17 protein-coding genes are annotated in these 16,593 nt (G+C 60.5%); 3 read left to right on the forward strand and 14 right to left on the reverse strand.

What is annotated here, in order from left to right:
• Positions 1-42 precede the first annotated feature (42 nt).
• From QZ498_RS05845 to QZ498_RS05860, 4 genes are read right to left on the reverse strand one after another with little or no spacing between them, the layout of a single operon-like run.
• The gene (locus tag QZ498_RS05845; RefSeq protein ID WP_294620797.1) at positions 43-606 is read right to left on the reverse strand and encodes a sarcosine oxidase subunit gamma; all 564 of its coding nucleotides are present in this window, start codon (positions 604-606) and stop codon (positions 43-45) included.
• A complete protein-coding gene (locus tag QZ498_RS05850) occupies positions 599-3,547 on the reverse strand; it encodes a sarcosine oxidase subunit alpha family protein (protein ID WP_294620798.1) in 2,949 nt (982 codons plus the stop codon). Before QZ498_RS05850 ends, QZ498_RS05845 begins: the two co-directional genes overlap by 8 nt.
• Positions 3,544-3,831 (reverse strand): sarcosine oxidase subunit delta, encoded by a 288-nt coding sequence (locus QZ498_RS05855; RefSeq protein WP_294620799.1) that lies wholly within the window; start codon positions 3,829-3,831, stop codon positions 3,544-3,546. Before QZ498_RS05855 ends, QZ498_RS05850 begins: the two co-directional genes overlap by 4 nt.
• Before the next feature lie 13 nt (positions 3,832-3,844).
• Positions 3,845-5,095 (reverse strand): sarcosine oxidase subunit beta family protein, encoded by a 1,251-nt coding sequence (locus QZ498_RS05860; RefSeq protein WP_294620800.1) that lies wholly within the window; start codon positions 5,093-5,095, stop codon positions 3,845-3,847.
• Positions 5,096-5,180: 85 nt separating this feature from the next.
• Here QZ498_RS05860 and QZ498_RS05865 point away from each other — a divergent pair, with 85 nt between their 5' ends.
• Positions 5,181-6,134 carry a GlxA family transcriptional regulator gene (locus tag QZ498_RS05865; RefSeq protein ID WP_294620801.1) on the forward strand — a complete coding sequence of 318 codons (954 nt, stop codon included), beginning with the start codon at positions 5,181-5,183 and terminating at the stop codon, positions 6,132-6,134.
• Between the two features lie 197 nt (positions 6,135-6,331).
• Here the strand turns inward: QZ498_RS05865 and QZ498_RS05870 are convergent, their stop codons facing one another.
• From QZ498_RS05870 to QZ498_RS05915, 10 genes are all read right to left on the reverse strand, one after another.
• On the reverse strand, positions 6,332-6,775 hold the full coding sequence (locus QZ498_RS05870; RefSeq protein WP_294620802.1) for a molybdenum cofactor biosynthesis protein MoaE: 444 nt from the start codon (positions 6,773-6,775) through the stop codon (positions 6,332-6,334).
• Positions 6,776-7,021: a molybdopterin converting factor subunit 1 gene (gene moaD, locus QZ498_RS05875; RefSeq protein WP_294620803.1), complete on the reverse strand. Its 246-nt coding sequence runs from the start codon at positions 7,019-7,021 to the stop codon at positions 6,776-6,778. It abuts the gene before it with no gap.
• A gap of 4 nt (positions 7,022-7,025) precedes the next feature.
• Positions 7,026-7,685, reverse strand: a complete 660-nt coding sequence (pgsA, locus tag QZ498_RS05880) for a CDP-diacylglycerol--glycerol-3-phosphate 3-phosphatidyltransferase (RefSeq protein ID WP_294620804.1) — start codon at positions 7,683-7,685, stop codon at positions 7,026-7,028.
• 110 nt (positions 7,686-7,795) lie between these two features.
• Entirely contained in the window at positions 7,796-9,664 is a 1,869-nt protein-coding gene (uvrC, locus tag QZ498_RS05885; protein WP_294620845.1) for an excinuclease ABC subunit UvrC, read from the reverse strand.
• A 291-nt stretch (positions 9,665-9,955) separates the two neighbouring features.
• Positions 9,956-10,735, reverse strand: a complete 780-nt coding sequence (locus QZ498_RS05890) for an SDR family oxidoreductase (RefSeq protein ID WP_294620805.1) — start codon at positions 10,733-10,735, stop codon at positions 9,956-9,958.
• Positions 10,736-10,748: 13 nt separating this feature from the next.
• Positions 10,749-11,714 (reverse strand): calcium/sodium antiporter, encoded by a 966-nt coding sequence (locus QZ498_RS05895; RefSeq protein WP_294620806.1) that lies wholly within the window; start codon positions 11,712-11,714, stop codon positions 10,749-10,751.
• Positions 11,711-11,902 carry a hypothetical protein gene (locus tag QZ498_RS05900; RefSeq protein ID WP_294620807.1) on the reverse strand — a complete coding sequence of 64 codons (192 nt, stop codon included), beginning with the start codon at positions 11,900-11,902 and terminating at the stop codon, positions 11,711-11,713. The genes QZ498_RS05895 and QZ498_RS05900 overlap by 4 nt, the downstream gene beginning before the upstream one ends.
• Positions 11,883-12,680, reverse strand: coding sequence for a S49 family peptidase (locus QZ498_RS05905; RefSeq protein WP_294620808.1), 798 nt, complete (start codon positions 12,678-12,680; stop codon positions 11,883-11,885). Before QZ498_RS05905 ends, QZ498_RS05900 begins: the two co-directional genes overlap by 20 nt.
• A gap of 110 nt (positions 12,681-12,790) precedes the next feature.
• Positions 12,791-13,552: an ABC transporter permease gene (locus QZ498_RS05910; RefSeq protein WP_294620809.1), complete on the reverse strand. Its 762-nt coding sequence runs from the start codon at positions 13,550-13,552 to the stop codon at positions 12,791-12,793.
• Positions 13,549-14,478, reverse strand: a complete 930-nt coding sequence (locus tag QZ498_RS05915) for an ABC transporter ATP-binding protein (RefSeq protein WP_294620810.1) — start codon at positions 14,476-14,478, stop codon at positions 13,549-13,551. Before QZ498_RS05915 ends, QZ498_RS05910 begins: the two co-directional genes overlap by 4 nt.
• A 167-nt stretch (positions 14,479-14,645) precedes the next feature.
• Here QZ498_RS05915 and QZ498_RS05920 point away from each other — a divergent pair, with 167 nt between their 5' ends.
• The gene (locus QZ498_RS05920; protein ID WP_294620811.1) at positions 14,646-15,341 is read left to right on the forward strand and encodes an SGNH/GDSL hydrolase family protein; all 696 of its coding nucleotides are present in this window, start codon (positions 14,646-14,648) and stop codon (positions 15,339-15,341) included.
• Positions 15,342-15,473: 132 nt separating this feature from the next.
• Positions 15,474-16,568, forward strand: coding sequence for a CaiB/BaiF CoA-transferase family protein (locus QZ498_RS05925; protein WP_294620812.1), 1,095 nt, complete (start codon positions 15,474-15,476; stop codon positions 16,566-16,568).
• The last annotated feature ends 25 nt before the right edge of the window (positions 16,569-16,593 follow it).

The following is a 16,593-nucleotide window of genomic DNA, read 5'->3' on the forward strand; positions in this document are numbered from 1 at the left end:
GATGAAACTCCCCTAGCTGACAGGCGGCACGCCCGCGTTACGTTAACTTACATTCTTCATGGATTGGTGCAGCGCATGCTGGAACGTCCCCGCCGAGGACGAAGCCGAGAGCAACAGATAGGCCTCCTCGCCGGTGCGGATGATCAAAACGCCCAAGTGCTCCATCACCGTGCGCGCCGCCTGATCCACACCAAAGGCATCAGGGTGCAGGTCCAGCGGGCAAATCCGCTCCAAGGCGTCACGACAGCGCGCGCCAGAGATCTCAAGCGCGACCCAAACATCGGTCTGATCGGTGGTATAGGCCTTGCCCTTCAGCTTTTCGGCCACGAGGGCCTCGGCAGTCGGTTCCGTATGGGTAAAGATCACAAACCCCTGATCCAGACCCAATCGCACCAGCCGCGCGTCACCGGCCACAACCGATTGCCCCACCTCGGGCAAGGCCACGCCATAAGCGGCCTTGACCGCCTTCTCCGCCGCCGCCTCGCCGCCCAGCGGCAAGGCGATGGAAACGATCGCCACCCCCTCAGGCGCTCGCAACCGGATGCCCCCAAGTGTTTCGTCATAACCCGCCAGCGGCGGGGCCGATATCAAGCTGAACTCAGGCACGCAGACGCTCTCCTTCCGGGTCGATGAAATGGGCCGAGACCACCTCGACAAGCACTTCGCGGCCATGCACGGGGCTGACGGCGCGCAGAATCTCGCCCTTGCGGGTATCGCCACTTTTGATGAAACCAAGGCCGATGGAATGCCCAAGGCTGGGCGAATAGGCCACCGATGTCATCCAGCCCTGATCGTTGTCCATATTGGCCGAGGCATTGCGGTTGATGAAATGCATGCCCGCAATCAGCGGCTCCGCCGGGTTCACCGGCTTCAGCCCCATCAGCTTCACCGCATCCTCGCGCAGCATCTCGGGCCGCTGGCTCAGCACATTACCGATGCATTCCTTTTTCTGGCTCACCATCCGGCCCATGCCAAGGTTATGCGCCGTGGTTTGCCCGTTCAGCTCATTACCCGCCGCATGGCCCTTCTCGATGCGCATGACGCCCAGCGCCTCGGTCCCATACGGCACCGCATCGAACTCGCGCCCTGCCTCCATCAACACATCCATCATGGAGTTGCCATAGCGCGCCGGCACGGCGATCTCATAAGCCAATTCCCCCGAGAACGAGATCCGGAACAACCTCGCGGGCATCCCGCCGCAAACCGTCACCTCGCCACAGGCCATGAAGGGGAAGGCCTCATTCGACAGGTCGTGCTCCTTGTCCACGACCTTCTGCAACAACTTGCGGGAATTGGGGCCAGCCACGGCAAACTGCGCCCAGCCATCGGTGGTGGAAATCAGGTGCACGTCCAGATTGGGCCACAGGCATTGCCGTGCAAACTCCAACCGACGGAAAACGACAACCGCATTGGCTGTGGTCGTGGTCATCACGAAATGGTTTTCCCCCATCCGCGCGGTGGTGCCATCGTCATAGGCAATCCCATCCTCGCGCAGCATCAGACCATAGCGCACCTTGCCCACGGCAAGCGTGGCAAAGCCGTTGCAATAGACCTTGTTCAGGAACTCGGCCGCATCCTTGCCTTGAATGTCGATCTTGCCCAGCGTGGTCACATCGCAAATACCCACCGAATTGCGGGTCATCTCGACCTCACGATCAACCGAGTCGCGCCAGCCCTTCTCGCCGTCCCGAGCAAACCACTGCGCCCGCAGCCAATTGCCCACCTCCACGAAAGTCGCGCCGTTTTCCTCGGCCCAGTTGTGGCTTGGCGTCAAACGATAGGGGCGGAAATCCTTGCCCCGCGCCCGACCGGCCAGCGCACCCATGGGCACCGGCGTATAAGGCGGGCGGAAAATCGTCGTGCCGACCTCGGGAATGGTCTTGCCCGCTTCCTCGGCCAGAATCGCCAAACCCGCGATGTTCGAGGTCTTGCCCTGATCCGTCGCCATGCCCAGCGTCGTGTAACGCTTCAACAACTCGACCGAGCGGAAGCCCTCACGATTGGCCAGCTTCACATCCTTGACGGTCACATCATTCTGCTGATCGACCCAGGCGCGCTTCTTGCTTTCCTTCACATGCCAGAAGGCCGCCGCCTCACGCGGTTCATCCTCGGCCTCAGGCACGTCGACATTCGCTACCGTATGGCCCAGCGCCTCAAGCTGCGCCTTGGCCTGCGCCTGGCCCTCGGCCAATGCGGCGGCCAGCGTCATTTGCCCGTTCGCAGCCCCCGCCACGGCCATACCGGGCGGCAGCGCGCCACCGGGCACAAAGGCCTGCAAATCGTCGCGCCACTCCGGGCGGCCCCGCTGGTGACAGGTCAAATGCACATTCGGGTTCCACCCGCCCGACACCGCCAAGCAATCCACCGGGATCACCTGCCCATCGGTCAGGGTGATCGCCTTCACGCCCTTGCGGCCCACGGTATCCATCACCGCAGCCCCGCGAACGTGCCGCGCGCCGGGCACCTCGCAAACCGCCGGCTTGTCACGGCTGTCAATCACCGCGACCACCTCAACGCCTTTACCGGCCAAATCCTTGGCCGTGCGCCAGCCATCGTCGTTGTTGGTGAACACCGCCACATGATGCCCCGGCGTCACGCCAAAGCGGTTCACATAGGCGCGCACAGCCCCCGCCATCATCACACCGGGCCGGTCGTTGTTGCCAAAGGCAATTGGCCGCTCGGTCGCCCCCGCCGCCAGAACCGCCCGCTTGGAATAAATCCGCCACAGGATTTGCCGGGGCTTACCGCCACTTTCGGCCAAATGATCGGTACAACGCTCCAACGCGCCATAAACCCCGTGGTCATAAGCGCCATATACCGTGGTGCGCGGCATCACGCGGACATTCGGCATATCCGCCAATTCCGCCACCACCCGTGCTGCCCAATCGGCCCCCGCCATACCACCCAATTCCAGCGTCTCGGCATTGAGCCGCCCACCGGGCGCGAAATCCTCATCAGCCAGAATAACCCGCGCCCCGCTGCGCGCCGCCACCAGCGCAGCCATCAACCCCGATGGCCCCGCGCCGATGACCAACAGATCACAATGCAAGAACCCCTTGTCGTAATGGTCGGGGTCTTCCTGCATCGACAACCGGCCCAAGCCCGCCGAGGACCGGATCACCGGCTCATAGAGTTTTTCCCAAAAGGCCCGCGGCCACATGAAAGTCTTGTAATAGAACCCAGCACTCAGGAACGGCGACATCAGGTCGGTCACCGCCATCAGATCCCACTCCAAGGATCCGCGATGGTTCTGGCTCGTGGCGCTCAGGCCTTCGAACAACTCTACGGTCGTCGCCCGCGTATTGGGTTCCTGATGCGCCCCGGTTCGCAACTGCACCAGCGCATTGGGCTCTTCACTCCCGCAGGTAAACACCCCACGCGGGCGGTGATACTTGAACGATCGCCCCACCAGCTTTTTACCATTCGCCAAAAGCGCCGAGGCCAGCGTATCGCCGGGATGCCCCTTCATCCACCTGTCGTTAAACCGAAAGCTGATCTCGCGGCTCCGGTCCACCTGACCGTCACCAATCCGATGTGTCTGGCTCATCTGTCGCGCCCCCGCGCCCGGGCCACATCCCGGGCCAGTTCCACCTGTGTAATCTCATGCGTCGTGGTGTCCCGTGTCACCACAAGCCACGAACGGTCGCCCTGCTCGTGATACCAAAGCTCTTGATGCGCCCCCGCCGGATTGTCCCGCAAATAGCCATAGGCGTGGAACTGCGCTGCCGCATCCTCAGCCTCCCAATCGGGCCGGTCGATCAGGCTCGCATCGCCCAGATACACAAACTCCGCAGCATCGCGCGGGCCAAGAAGGGGATGGTTGATAATCATGCTCTGGCCTCCCTCAATGCAGGTTGGGCTGATTGCCCACGCCTTTTTCGTCAATCAGGTTGCCGGTCATGAACCGATCCAACCGCATCTGCGTGGCCACCGGGTGCGGCTCTCCCTTGGCCAACAAATGCGCATAACAAAAGCCGCTGGCCGGGGTCGCCTTGAACCCGCCGTAGCACCAACCGCCATTGAAATAGAGGCCCTCGATGTGGGTCTTGTCGATGAAGGGCGAACCATCCATCGACATATCCATGATCCCGCCCCAGGACCGCAGCAACCTTGCACGCCCGATCATCGGCATGATCGCCATGCCACCCTCGGCCACGTCCTCGACCACCGGCAGGTTGCCGCGCTGCGCATAGGAATTGTACCCGTCGATATCGCCGCCAAAGACCAACCCACCCTTGTCCGACTGGCTGACATAAAAATGCCCCGCGCCAAAGGTGATGACCCCGGGGATCACCGGCTTCAGCCCCTCGGTCACAAAGGCCTGCAAGACATGGCTCTCGATCGGCAGGCGCATCCCGGCCTTCTCCATCACCCGGCCCGAAGACCCGGCCACACAAACCGCCACCTTCTTGGCCCGGATCGCCCCACGCGAGGTTTGCACGCCGGTGCAGCGCCCGTTCTCGATGTCGAACCCTGTAACCTCGCAGTTCTGGATAATGTCCACACCCCGCGCATCCGCCCCCCGGGCATAGCCCCAGGCCACCGCGTCATGCCGCACCGTGCCACCGCGCCGCTGAAACAAACCACCCTTGATCGGAAACCGCGCATTGTCGAAATCCAGAAACGGTAGTTCGGCCCGCAACTGATCGGCATCGGCAATCTCGGCATCCGCCCCGGCCAGCATCATGGCATTGGCCCGCCGTACAAAAGCATCCCGCTGCGCATCGCTGTGATAGAGGTTCAGGATCGACCGCTGGCTGACCATGGCGTTATAGTTGAAGTCCTGCTCCAACCCTTCCCACAGCTTCAGCGACATCTCGTAAAACGGCTCATTCCCCGGCAGCATGTAGTTCGAGCGGATGATCGTCGTGTTCCGCCCGATGTTGCCCGAGCCCAGCCAACCCTTTTCCAGCACCGCGATATTCTTGTGCCCGAATTCCTTGGCAAGGTAATAGGCCGTGGCAAGGCCATGCCCCCCGCCACCCACGATGACGATGTCATATTCGGCCTTCGGCTCCGGCTCCCGCCACACGGACTTCCATCCCTTGTTGCCGGTCAGGCCCTCGCGGAGAATTCGTAAAGCACTGTAGCGCATGGTCGGAAACCTCGTGTCTGCTCGCGCGACCATGCCCTGACTCGCCCCCATAGACTTTTCCAAAACAGCCATATACTTGTCCGTTATGGCCAAAACCCCCGAAACATCCCGCCGCATCGGCCTCCTGCCCCTCGATGGCTTCGCGCTCATGTCCTACGCGTCACTGACCGAGCCGATGCGCGCCGCCAACCTGCTCGCCGATGGCACGCTTTACGAAATGATCAATATCACCACCGACGGCACACCAATAATCCATAGCTCCGGCGCGGCCAGCGTCACCCCGCAGGCGCAAGTCGGCGATGACCTCGACCTCGATTACCTCTTCGTGATCGCCGGCGGCGACCCCAGCCGCTTCGATGCGCCCCGCATCGCCAACTGGCTCGCACGCATGGCACGGCGCGGCACACGGCTGGGCGGTGTGTCAGGCGGCCCGGTGATCCTTGCCCGCGCCGGGCTGATGGACGGTCGCCGCATGACCGTCCATTGGGAACACGCCACAGCACTGGCCGAAATCTCCCCCCACCTCGCCATCGAACGCACCCTCTACGTGATCGACCGCGACCGCGTGACATGCGCAGGCGGCACCGCGCCGATGGACCTGATGCACGCTCTCATCACCCGCCACCACGGCGCGCCCTTCGCCCGACGCGTCAGCGACTGGTTCATGCATACCGAGGTCCGCCCCTCCATCGGCCCTCAACGCGCCGGCCTCGTCGAACGCCTCGGCACCACCGATCCGGCGATCCTCGATGCGGTGGCCACCATGGAAACCCATATCGCCGATCCGGTCACCCTCAAGGACCTCGCGCAGATGGCCGGGGTCTCCCCCCGCCACCTCAACCGCCTGTTTCAGGACAAGCTGGGCCGCTCCACCATGGGCTTCTACCGCAGCCTGCGCCTCGACACCGCCCGCAGCCTGCTGCGCAACTCCTCCCTGCCCCTCACGCAAATCGCACTCGCCACCGGCTTCGCCTCCTCCGCGCATTTCTCCCGCGTCTACGCGCAACACTTCGGACAGCCACCCTCAAGCTACCGCTAGACCCTACCTTCTTCTGTTCACAAATATCCCGGGGTGAATTGGCCGCAGGCCAAGAGGGGCAGCGCCCCTCACACCAGTCAAACCTGCGGGGCGCAGCCCCTCATTTTGGCAACATTTCGTACGACTCGTACGACCCTACAAAGCCACCCCCCGATTTTCGTACGAAACTCACGTACAAAACGTACGACTCGTACGTTTCACCAGCGGCTCAGCGCGTCTTCGTCTTCGTCCTTGGCCTCGACCCAATCGGCCCCTTCTGGCGTGACTTCCTTCTTCCAAAACGGCGCGCGGGATTTGAGGTAATCCATCAGGAATTCCGCCGCCTGAAAGGCATCCACCCGATGGCGCGAAGATGTTGCCACCATCATGATCAAATCCTCGGCCTTTAAGACCCCATGCCGATGAATGACCAGAATATCACCAATATTCCAACGGCTTAGCGCCTCTTCGGCGATCTTGGAAATCGCCTTTTCGGTCATGCCGGGGTAATGTTCGATCTGCATCGCCTGCAAATCCCCCTCCCCCAAATCGCGCACGATCCCGGTAAAGGTCACAACCGCACCCATGCCCTTTTGCCGCGCGGCAAAGGCATTGGCCTCCGCCCCCAGATCAAAGCTGTCTTCCTGAACCCGAATATCCATCTAACCCCCTGTCATTGGAGGAAAAAATGCCACTTCCCGTGCCCCGTCAAGCGACGCATCAAAGTCCGTAAGCTCCTGATCCACAGCCACCCGCAAGGCATCCAGATCGGCAAAAGCCGCCTCATAGCGTTCTTCACGGCTGCGCAGCTCCTCGACCAGTTCCCGCACCGTGCCGGCGTTGGTCTCGATCTTGTCCTTGGGGTGTCCGATCCGCTCCCGAACCCATGCGAAATAGAGCACGTCCATCAACTTAGTCCTTCAAGTAAGGCGTTGATTTCCTGAAGTAATCCACGCCCGTGATCAATGTCAGCGCGGCCGCGATCCACAGCAGCCACAGCCCCGCATGACCCGTCCAAACCATGCCCATCATCTTCCAACGAAGGCCATGCAGGTCTTCTTCCTCACCACTCAATATGGCATCGAACAGCGCCTGATCCATCCCCATCGCTGACATACCAAGGTAGTGCTCGAACACGCCCTGGGCAAAAAGCACAGCAATCGCAACCATTTGCGCGGTGGTTTTCCACTTTGCCAGCTGCGTGACCTTCAACGTCCCGGCGGTATCGCCCAGATACTCCCGCAGGCCCGATACAAAAACCTCGCGGAACAAGATCACCGTGGCGGGCAGGACCAGCCAAGGCGACATGCTCGAATAGCCAACGATGACCATCAGCGCGATCACCACCATCGCCTTATCGGCAATCGGGTCCAACATCGTGCCCAGCTTTGTCGTTTGTTTCCAAAGCCTTGCAAGATACCCGTCAAAGTAATCCGTAATCGCCGCACCGATGAAAAGCGTCAGGGCAAACCAATCGGCCCATGGCCGGTTGAAGTACAAGAACATCACCGCCACCCCCGGTGCCGCCAACAGCCTCAAGATAGTCAGGATATTGGGAATGTTCCATGTCATGGCCCCGTTCTAGCCCGGATTCGCAGCCGTGGAAAGACAGAGCGTCAGGCAATTCGATGTGCCGTTTTCCGCCCGGAAAAAGGTCCGGAATTCGTCGCAAATTCCGGCACTTAGCCCTTTTCGTGGAAATGGTCATAGACCTTTTGCGCCAAGCCCGCCGAAACGCCATCGACTGCCTTCAAATCCGCCAGCGCTGCCCGGCTCACGGCCTTGGCCGAGCCAAAATGCGCCAGTAGCGCGCGTTTGCGCGCCGCGCCCACCCCGGGGATTTCATCCAACGGCGAAGCCCCCATGGCCTTGGCCCGTTTCGCCCGATGGGTGCCAATGGCAAAACGGTGCGCCTCATCCCTAAGCCGTTGAATGAAATACAAAACCGGATCGTTATGGCGCAGGGCCATAGGCCGTTTGCCGGCCCGGTGAAACTCTTCCTTGCCGTGGTCGCGGTCCACCCCTTTGGCCACACCCACCATCGGGATGTCGACAACGCCCATCTCGCGCATGATCCCGGCCACGGCACTCACCTGCCCCGCGCCGCCATCAATCAACAAGAGGTCGGGCCAATGCCCCTCCTTGCGATCCGGGTCTTCTTTCAACAGGCGTTTGAACCGCCGGGTCAGCACCTCTTTCATCATCCCGAAGTCATCCCCGGGGGTCAGGTCATCCCCCTTGATGTTGAACTTGCGGTACTGGTTTTTCATCATGCCTTCCGGGCCCGCCACGATCATCGCACCCACCGCGTGACTGCCCTGAATATGGCTGTTGTCATAGACTTCTACGCGCTGTGGCGGCTCGGGCAAGTCAAAGGCTTCTGCCAGTCCTTTCAACAGTTTGGCCTGGGTGGCGCTTTCCGCCATCTTGCGGGCAAGGCTTTCCCGGGCATTGCGCAGCGCGCCATCCACCAACTCGGCCTTCTCGCCCTTTTGCGGGATCAGCAATGTCACCTTCCGGCCCAGTTTTTCGGTCAGGGCCTCGGCCATCAGATCGGCGTTTTCAATCGGGTGTGACAGGATCAACTGTCGCGCCGGTTCCTTGGTGTCGTAGAACTGCCCGATGAAGGCCTCCAGCACCTCGGCCTCCTCCACATCGGCCCCAACGCGCGGATAGAAATCCCGGTTGCCCCAGTTCTGCCCGGCCCGGACAAAGAACATCTGCACACAGGCCTGCCCCTTCTCAAGATGCAGGGCGATGATATCGGCCTCCTCCACCGTGCGCGGGTTGATGCCCTGCGCTGTCTGTACCTGCGTCAGCGCCTTGATCCGGTCGCGCAGGGCAGCGGCCCTTTCAAACTCCATCGCCTCCGAAGCCTCGGCCATCTGCGCCTTGAGCTTGTCCTGAATCTCGGTCGACCGCCCCGACAGATACCGCTGCGCATCCTTCACTGCCGCCGCATAGTCCGCCTTGCTGATGTACCCCACACAAGGCGCGGTGCAGCGTTTGATCTGATATTGCAGGCAGGGCCGCGTGCGGGTCTCGAACTGCGCATCGGTGCAATTGCGAAGCTGGAACACCCGCTGCAACTGCGACAGCGTCCGGTTCACCGCGCCCGCACTGGCGAAGGGGCCATAATACTTGCCCTTTTCCTTCTTCGCGCCGCGATGCTTCTTGATCATCGGGAAATCATGTGCGGTGACAAGAATATTGGGAAAGCTCTTGTCGTCACGCAACAACACATTGTAGCGCGGCTTGAGTTGCTTGATGAGGTTCTGCTCCAACAGCAACGCCTCGGTCTCGGTCGAGGTTGTCAGGAACATCATCGAAGCGGTTTCACGGATCATCCGGGCGATCCGCGGCGTATGCCCCGCAGGCCGGGCATAGTTCGACACCCGCGCCTTGAGGTTCCGCGCTTTGCCGACGTAAAGCACCCGGGCCTGCGCATCCAACATCCGATACACCCCAGGCGAGGCATCCAAAGTCTTGAGGTAAGACTGGATCACCTCATGCCCGGTATCGGGAGTTTTTTCCTCTGGCGTGTCGGTCATGGGCTCATCGGTATGATTCTCGGGATGTGCTGCAATCTTATCGGCGTTGGTACAAGAGGAAACCTGTCCCCGTTTCATGTGGATAACTCTGTGGGAAAAGCACGGCCAATGGGAAATTCTCATTGAATCCAGCGTATTTCACCGAACTGCTTAAAAATTAGGCGAATTATTAACTATCTGAAATACAACATTAATTTTTTACACATGCGCCAAAACATTGAAATCATTATAGTTTTTGTAACGCTCAGTTAACGCTTCTGTGACAGGTGCACAACTTCCCTTGGGGCAAGCTCACTCAACCCCCAAAACATCCGGTGTCTGCCACCCAAGATGCTGCCCGCCATCGACGCACAAAAGCTGCCCGGTGACGGCTGGCGCATCCAAGAAATAGGCCAAGGCCGCGACGATATCCTCGGCATTCGCGCCCCGACCAAGAACAGTCGATTGGCGCTGCTTTTGGAAGTGACGATCGCTTTGCCGATGGCCCTGCAATGTGGGGCCGGGGCCAATCCCATTGACCCGAACACGCGGTGCCAAGGCTTGCGCGGCCGTCTGCGTAAAGGCCCATAGGCCCATCTTGGCCAGCGTGTAGGTCATGAACTCTGGCGTCAGCTTGCGCACGCGCTGATCGATCATGTTGATGACCAACCCGCGCGCCACCGGCTCATCCATTTCGCATGACTCGGGCTCTGGAATTTGCGCGGCCAAGGCCTGGGTCAGGACAAAAGGCGCGCGCAGGTTGCTTTCCATATGCCGGTCCCAGCTTTCGCGCGTGGCGCTCTGGATATTGTCGTACTCGAAAATCGAGGCATTGTTGACAAGGCAGGTCACCGGCCCGCCAAGCGCCTCTATGACTTTGGGCAAAAGCGCCTCCACCTCGGCTTCGATCAGCAGATCGGCCTGCACTGCCAGGGCGCGCTGTCCCATGCCGGTAATCTCTTGCACAACGGCGTCGGCTTCGTCCCGACTGGTGGCATAGTGTACGGCAACGTCGAAACCGCGCCGTGCCAGTTCAAGCGCCATCGCACGACCAAGCCGCTTGCCTGCTCCTGTCACCAATGCCGTCGCCATCATTCGCCTCCGTTTATGTCAGGACAATGGTGACATAGGCCAAATATAGGCCCGTCAAGGCCACGCCCCAAACGCGCCCGATGTCCTGTTTGAAGAATACGAAAGGAATGATCAAAAGCGATGCGCCCAACATGACCCAAAGGTCAAACCGCAAGAATTCCGGATCCACCGGAATGGGCCCGACAAGCGTGGTGATCCCGATGATCGCCAGGAGGTTGAACATGTTCGACCCGATGACATTGCCTAAAGCCACATCGGCCTGCCGGCGCAGGGCCGCCATTACCGTTGTCGCCAATTCCGGCAAAGATGTACCGAGCGCCACCAGCGTCAGGCCGATCACCGCATCGCTCACGCCAAAACGCTGCGCAATGATCGAGGCATTGTCCACAAGCAAGTCCGCACCCAGCGGCAAACCGATCAGTCCCAGCACAAGGAACACGATGATCTGCCACCACGGCATGTCCGGGTCAGCACCCTCTACGTCCTCCTCGCCATCCGCATCCGCCAAAAGAAGCGCTGCATTGGCCTTTCTATGGCGTCCCGCCTCCAAGAAGGCATCGGTCAGGACAAAGGATAGCATTGCCAGAAGGATGAGGCCCGAAACGATGTTGAATTCACCCAAAAAGGCGAGACCAATGAAAACCACCGATCCGATCAGCATGTAAACATAGGTTTTCTTGGTATTGCAGTCGCTGGTATGCAGCACCGACAAGATCGCGGGGACGCCAAGAACCAACAGGATATTGGCGGTATTCGATCCAACCACATTGCCAAGCGCCAGCCCCGGCTTGCCATCCAGCACCGCGTTTACCGCAATCAGAAGTTCAGGCGCGGAGGTGCCGAAAGCCACGATTGTGAGGCTGACGATAAGGGCGGGGACCCCCAGACGCAGGCTCAGGTTGACGGCACCTTTTACAAGCGCATCGCCCGCCAGAAGCAAGATAACAAGGCCTAAACCCGCCAGCGCCCATTCAATCATTTACGCACCTTCTTCTGACACTGGCAGGGCCCTTTTCCGATGCGGAAGCGTCCGCATTTCGGGCATTTGGCTGAGGCCAGCTTTTTTTGCCCCGGAAACCGCAGTTTTCCGAACATGGCCATTACGCCCATGAACACGAGAAACAGTATGACAATCTTGACGATCACCTCAGAGGCCAAACCGGGCATAGTCCGCCCGTTCCTCGACCGCCGCTAGCGCATCGTTCGCCATGCTTGCGCCGAAGCGCTGCAAGAGTCCACGCTTGCGCCCATACTTGGCAAAGCGCACATCCTCACCATAAAGCTCTTTGAGCTTGGGCACGATGTGTCCAATACCGTCCACAAGTCCCAATTCGTAAGCGCGTCTGCCCAACCAGAACTCACCCGTGAACAAATCTTCGTCGCTCGATAGCTTGGGACCCCGGCGTGATTTCACATAGTCGGTAAAACCGCTGTGCATCTGCTCCAAAATGGTTTTCAGGCGCGCAACGTCTTCTTCCTTTTCCGGCAAGAACGGGTCCATGAAACTCTTGGAATGGACCGAGGTATGCACCCGGCGCTCAACCCCTTGGCGGGCAAGGAACACCGGCGCACCGAAACCCGCCGAGACCACACCGATCGAACCGACGATGGAGCCTTGATCAACCCAGATGTCATCGGCGGACGCCGCCAGCCAATAGCCGCCCGAGGCCGCCACATCTTCGACAAAGGCATGTACGGGCACACCCCTTTCCTCGGCCAGCCGCCGGATGCGCGCTGCGATCAGCGAAGATTGCACAGGCGACCCTCCGGGCGAATTGACCACAAGGGCCACCGCCTTGGGCTTCCCACGCTTGAAGGCCTTTTCGATCTCCGGGCCAAGCGTTTCGTCATTCAATTGATTGCGGCCACCGATACCGATGGACCCCTGCAAACGGATCACCGCAACAAGTGGCCCGCGTTTGAGAAATGGAATACGCGCTTTCATGCCTTGGCATGTAGAATGCCCGCGCGGCTTAAACAAGGCGGCAAAACCCGGCCGGGTGAAAGAATGGCGCATTTGCCCGGAGCAAAGGGGCAAATAAGTCACGCGCGCCCTCAGCTTTTGATGCGATACCCGGTTTTGAAGATCAGCCAGACGATTCCAAGGCACAGCCCCAGAAACACCCCGATGGCCGCCAGACTTGCCACCACGGGCACATCGGCATAGCCAAAGAAAGACCAACGAAACCCCGAAATAAGGTAAACGATCGGGTTGAACAGGGTCACCGTCTGCCACGCCGGCGGCAACATCGAAATCGAATAAAAGGCCCCGCCCAGAAACACCAAGGGCGTGATCACCAGTAGCGGGATCAGTTGCAATTGCTGAAAGTTCTCCGACCAGATCCCGATGATGAAGCCGAAAAGCGAAAACGACAGGCAGGTCAGGATCAGGAAGGCCAGCATCGCCAGTGGGTGCCGCACTTCGATATCCACGAAGAGCCCCGCCGTAAGCAGAATGACCACCCCGATGAGAAGCGCCTTGGTGGCCGCCGCCCCGACATAGCCCAGAACGATCTCGAAGAAATTGATCGGCGCCGACAGCAGCTCGAAAATCGTGCCGATGAACTTGGGGAAGTATATCCCGAAAGAGGCATTGGAAATCGCCTGCGTCATCACGCTCAGCATGATCAAGCCCGGCACGATGAAGGCCCCATAGGTGACCCCCTCGACCTCGTCGATCCGGCTCCCGATGGCCGCGCCGAAGACCACGAAATACAGCGTGGTCGAGATCACCGGCGACAGAAGGCTTTCCATGATCGTGCGGAAAAAGCGCTTCATCTCGTAGACATAGATGGCCTTCACCCCTTGCCAGTTCATGCCGCGCCCTCCTGCACCAGACTTACGAAAATCTCCTCAAGGCTCGACTGCCGCGTGTGCAGATCACTCAGCGAGAGCCCCTCAGCGGCCAAGGCCTGCAACAGCCGGGTGATGCCCGTCCCCTCCCCCTGGGTGTCGTAATGATAGATCAAGGCCTCGCCGCCGTCGGCAAGTTCAAGGTCATAATCGGCCAAGCCGAGCGGCACCGCGTCGATGGGCGTGCCCAGATCAATCCGAAGGGTCTTGCGCCCCATCCGCCGGATCAGCTTGTCCTTGTCCTCGACCAAGAGGATTTCGCCGTGGTTGATTACCGCGATCCGGTCGGCAATCGCCTCGGCCTCTTCAATGTAGTGGGTGGTCAAAATGATCGTCACACCGCTTTCACGCAGACCCTCGACCACCTGCCACATGTCGCGCCGCAGTTCCACATCGACACCCGCTGTCGGCTCATCCAGAAACAAAACCTGCGGCTCATGGCACAGCGCCTTGGCAATCAGCACACGGCGTTTCATACCGCCCGAAAGCTCGCGAATCCGGGCGTCGCGCTTATCCCAAAGCGATAGCTGGCGTAGAACCTTTTCAATCAAAGCCTCGTCGCGCGGCTTGCCGAACAGCCCCCGCGAAAAGCGCACTGTGTTGATGACCTTTTCAAAAGGTTCGAGCGCCACCTCCTGCGGCACCAGCCCGATCATCGCCCGCGCCGCGCGGTAGTCGTCCACGATGTCATGGCCCCCCACGCGGGCTGCGCCACCGGTTGGCGTGGTGATCCCGCAGAGCGCCGAAATCAGCGTGGTCTTGCCCGCCCCGTTGGGGCCGAGCAGGGCCAGAATCTCGCCCTCCTGAATGGCAAGCGAAACGCCTTTCAACGCCTCGAAACCACCTTTGTACGTCTTTTGCAGACCCTCGACCTCAACGATCGCTGTCATGGGCTTCCTCCGGTTCATTGTTCGCCAAGCTAGGCGAATGACCCAGAAGTGCAATCACCGTATGCGCAGGGGAAACTGTGCAGGCCCGCAGGGGCGTTATCCTTATGGTAACTCAAGCGGATCATGATATCTCGAAGGCTCACTCATCCATGGCCCGAGGACAGACAATGCGCTTCATACTGACGATCACCGCCTTCGTCGCTTTTCTATCCGGCTGCACCGAGACCGTCAGCCGCGATGACCCGGCACGCATCCTCGCCATGGGGGACTCGATGCTTGCGGTGCATGGCGCCTCCGGAAACTCGGTGTCGCACGCGGTTGAGCAGGCCTTGGGCGAGGATGTGATCGACCGCTCTGTCATGGGTGCCAAGTATTTCTATGCCTTGCCCATTTCGGGCAGTGCGGGCCTCAACATTCGCAAACAATACGTAGAGGGTAAATGGGATTGGGTTGTTCTCAATGGCGGCGGCAATGACATTTGGATGGGCTGCGGCTGTGGCCGCTGCGACAACCGCGTCGACCGGCTGATTTCCAAGGATGGTCGGCGCGGCACGATCCCGGGATTCGTCTCGGAGCTTCGCGAAAAAGGGTCACAGGTGATCCTGCTGGGCTACCTGCGCACACCCGGCGTGATCTCACCCATCGAAGGCTGCCGGGACGAAGGCGACGAAATGGATCGCCGCATGTCACGGCTGGCCCAGTTGGATCGTGGTGTGCATTTCCTGTCGCTGGCCGATGTCGTGCCGCATGGCGACCGCTCGTATCACACGGTTGACCTGATCCACCCCTCGGCCAAGGGCAGCACCGAAATCGGCAAACGCGTTGCCGAAGTCATCCGCCGGACCGAGGCGAAGACGCGCTAACCGCGCCCAAGGATTTTCGAAAAGCCTTGGGCCAAGCGGTTTCAAAACCGCTTGCCTGCCCAGCGATCCGAACACGGTTCACATCCTCAAGCGCCTTGCTCTAGTCTAGCGCAGAAAACACGGGGGGCGTGGATGCTGCAAGGATACCGTATAGTCGAAATCGAAGGTCTCGGGCCCGGCCCCTTCGCCGCGATGATGCTGGCCGATCTGGGGGCCGAGGTGATCGTCATTCACCGCCCCGGCGGCGGCAATGCGGTGGCGGGCGAGGTCAATCTTCTGGACCGCGGCAAACGCTCGATCACGCTGGACCTCAAAGACCCCGATGACCTGCAAACCGCCCGCGCGCTCATTTCAACCGCCGACGCCCTCATCGAAGGGTTCCGCCCCGGCGTGATGGAACGTCTTGGCCTTGGCCCTGAGGTATTGCAAGCCGCCAATCCCCGGCTTGTCTATGGCCGGATGACAGGCTGGGGGCAAACGGGCCCCAAGGCGCAAACCGCTGGCCATGACCTCAATTACATCGCCTCCTCCGGCGCGCTTTGGTACGCCTCACGCCAAGGCGATATCCCACAAACGCCACCGACTCTGCTGGGCGATATCGGTGGTGGTGCGATGTATCTGGTGGCAGGCCTGCTTGCGGGGCTCCTTTCAGCGGCGCGCACCGGCAAAGGCACGGTGGTGGATGCCGCCATCGTCGATGGCTCGGCGCATATGATGGCGCTTTTGATGTCCATGGCCCCCTCAGGCAACCTGCATGAGGCGCGCGGCACAAGCCTTCTGGACGGGCCGCATTGGTCCCGGGTCTACGCTTGCGCCTGCGGCGGGCATATCAGCGTGCAATGTCTTGAACCGAAGTTCTACGCAACCTTCCTTGATCTCATGGGCCTTGCCAAGAATCCGATCTTCGCCGATCAAAACGACCCAGCGCAATGGCCCGAACAAACCGAACAGCTGGCCGCCCTTTTCGCCGAGGAAAGTGCCGCCCATTGGGCAAGGATCTTCGACGGCTCGGACGCTTGTGTCGCCCCTGTCCTGTCGCCTTGGCAAGCGGCTGATGATCCTCACAATTCTGATCGGGAGATCTGGACCATGTCCGACACCGGCCCACAGCCTGCCCCGGCCCCACGCTTTAATGGCCAACGCACCACCCCCGGGCCGGTCCAGAAGCGCGGCGCGGATGGTGAGGCACTGCGCGCAGACCTCAAGGCGCGCGGCCTGTTAACCTGAGACCATACCACCCCTGACACCGACG

The organism is uncultured Roseovarius sp. (genome assembly GCF_913057115.1).
Taxonomy (GTDB): domain Bacteria; phylum Pseudomonadota; class Alphaproteobacteria; order Rhodobacterales; family Rhodobacteraceae; genus Roseovarius.

Bases quoted from the DNA above. Each gene is read 5' to 3' on its own strand.
- QZ498_RS05910 (WP_294620809.1), bottom strand. From the start codon at position 13,552: ATGAACTGGCAAGGGGTGAAGGCCATCTATGTCTACGAGATGAAGCGC.
- moaD (WP_294620803.1), bottom strand. From the start codon at position 7,021: ATGGACGTGCTCTATTTCGCATGGGTTCGGGAGCGGATCGGACACCCC.
- QZ498_RS05905 (WP_294620808.1), bottom strand. From the start codon at position 12,680: ATGAAAGCGCGTATTCCATTTCTCAAACGCGGGCCACTTGTTGCGGTG.
- QZ498_RS05890 (WP_294620805.1), bottom strand. From the start codon at position 10,735: ATGGCGACGGCATTGGTGACAGGAGCAGGCAAGCGGCTTGGTCGTGCG.
- QZ498_RS05850 (WP_294620798.1), bottom strand. From the start codon at position 3,547: ATGAGCCAGACACATCGGATTGGTGACGGTCAGGTGGACCGGAGCCGC.
- QZ498_RS05925 (WP_294620812.1), top strand. From the start codon at position 15,474: ATGCTGCAAGGATACCGTATAGTCGAAATCGAAGGTCTCGGGCCCGGC.
- uvrC (WP_294620845.1), bottom strand. From the start codon at position 9,664: ATGACCGACACGCCAGAGGAAAAAACTCCCGATACCGGGCATGAGGTG.
- QZ498_RS05900 (WP_294620807.1), bottom strand. From the start codon at position 11,902: ATGCCCGGTTTGGCCTCTGAGGTGATCGTCAAGATTGTCATACTGTTT.
- QZ498_RS05860 (WP_294620800.1), bottom strand. From the start codon at position 5,095: ATGCGCTACAGTGCTTTACGAATTCTCCGCGAGGGCCTGACCGGCAAC.
- QZ498_RS05915 (WP_294620810.1), bottom strand. From the start codon at position 14,478: ATGACAGCGATCGTTGAGGTCGAGGGTCTGCAAAAGACGTACAAAGGT.
- QZ498_RS05920 (WP_294620811.1), top strand. From the start codon at position 14,646: ATGCGCTTCATACTGACGATCACCGCCTTCGTCGCTTTTCTATCCGGC.
- QZ498_RS05895 (WP_294620806.1), bottom strand. From the start codon at position 11,714: ATGATTGAATGGGCGCTGGCGGGTTTAGGCCTTGTTATCTTGCTTCTG.
- QZ498_RS05855 (WP_294620799.1), bottom strand. From the start codon at position 3,831: ATGATTATCAACCATCCCCTTCTTGGCCCGCGCGATGCTGCGGAGTTT.
- QZ498_RS05870 (WP_294620802.1), bottom strand. From the start codon at position 6,775: ATGGATATTCGGGTTCAGGAAGACAGCTTTGATCTGGGGGCGGAGGCC.
- pgsA (WP_294620804.1), bottom strand. From the start codon at position 7,685: ATGACATGGAACATTCCCAATATCCTGACTATCTTGAGGCTGTTGGCG.
- QZ498_RS05865 (WP_294620801.1), top strand. From the start codon at position 5,181: ATGGCCAAAACCCCCGAAACATCCCGCCGCATCGGCCTCCTGCCCCTC.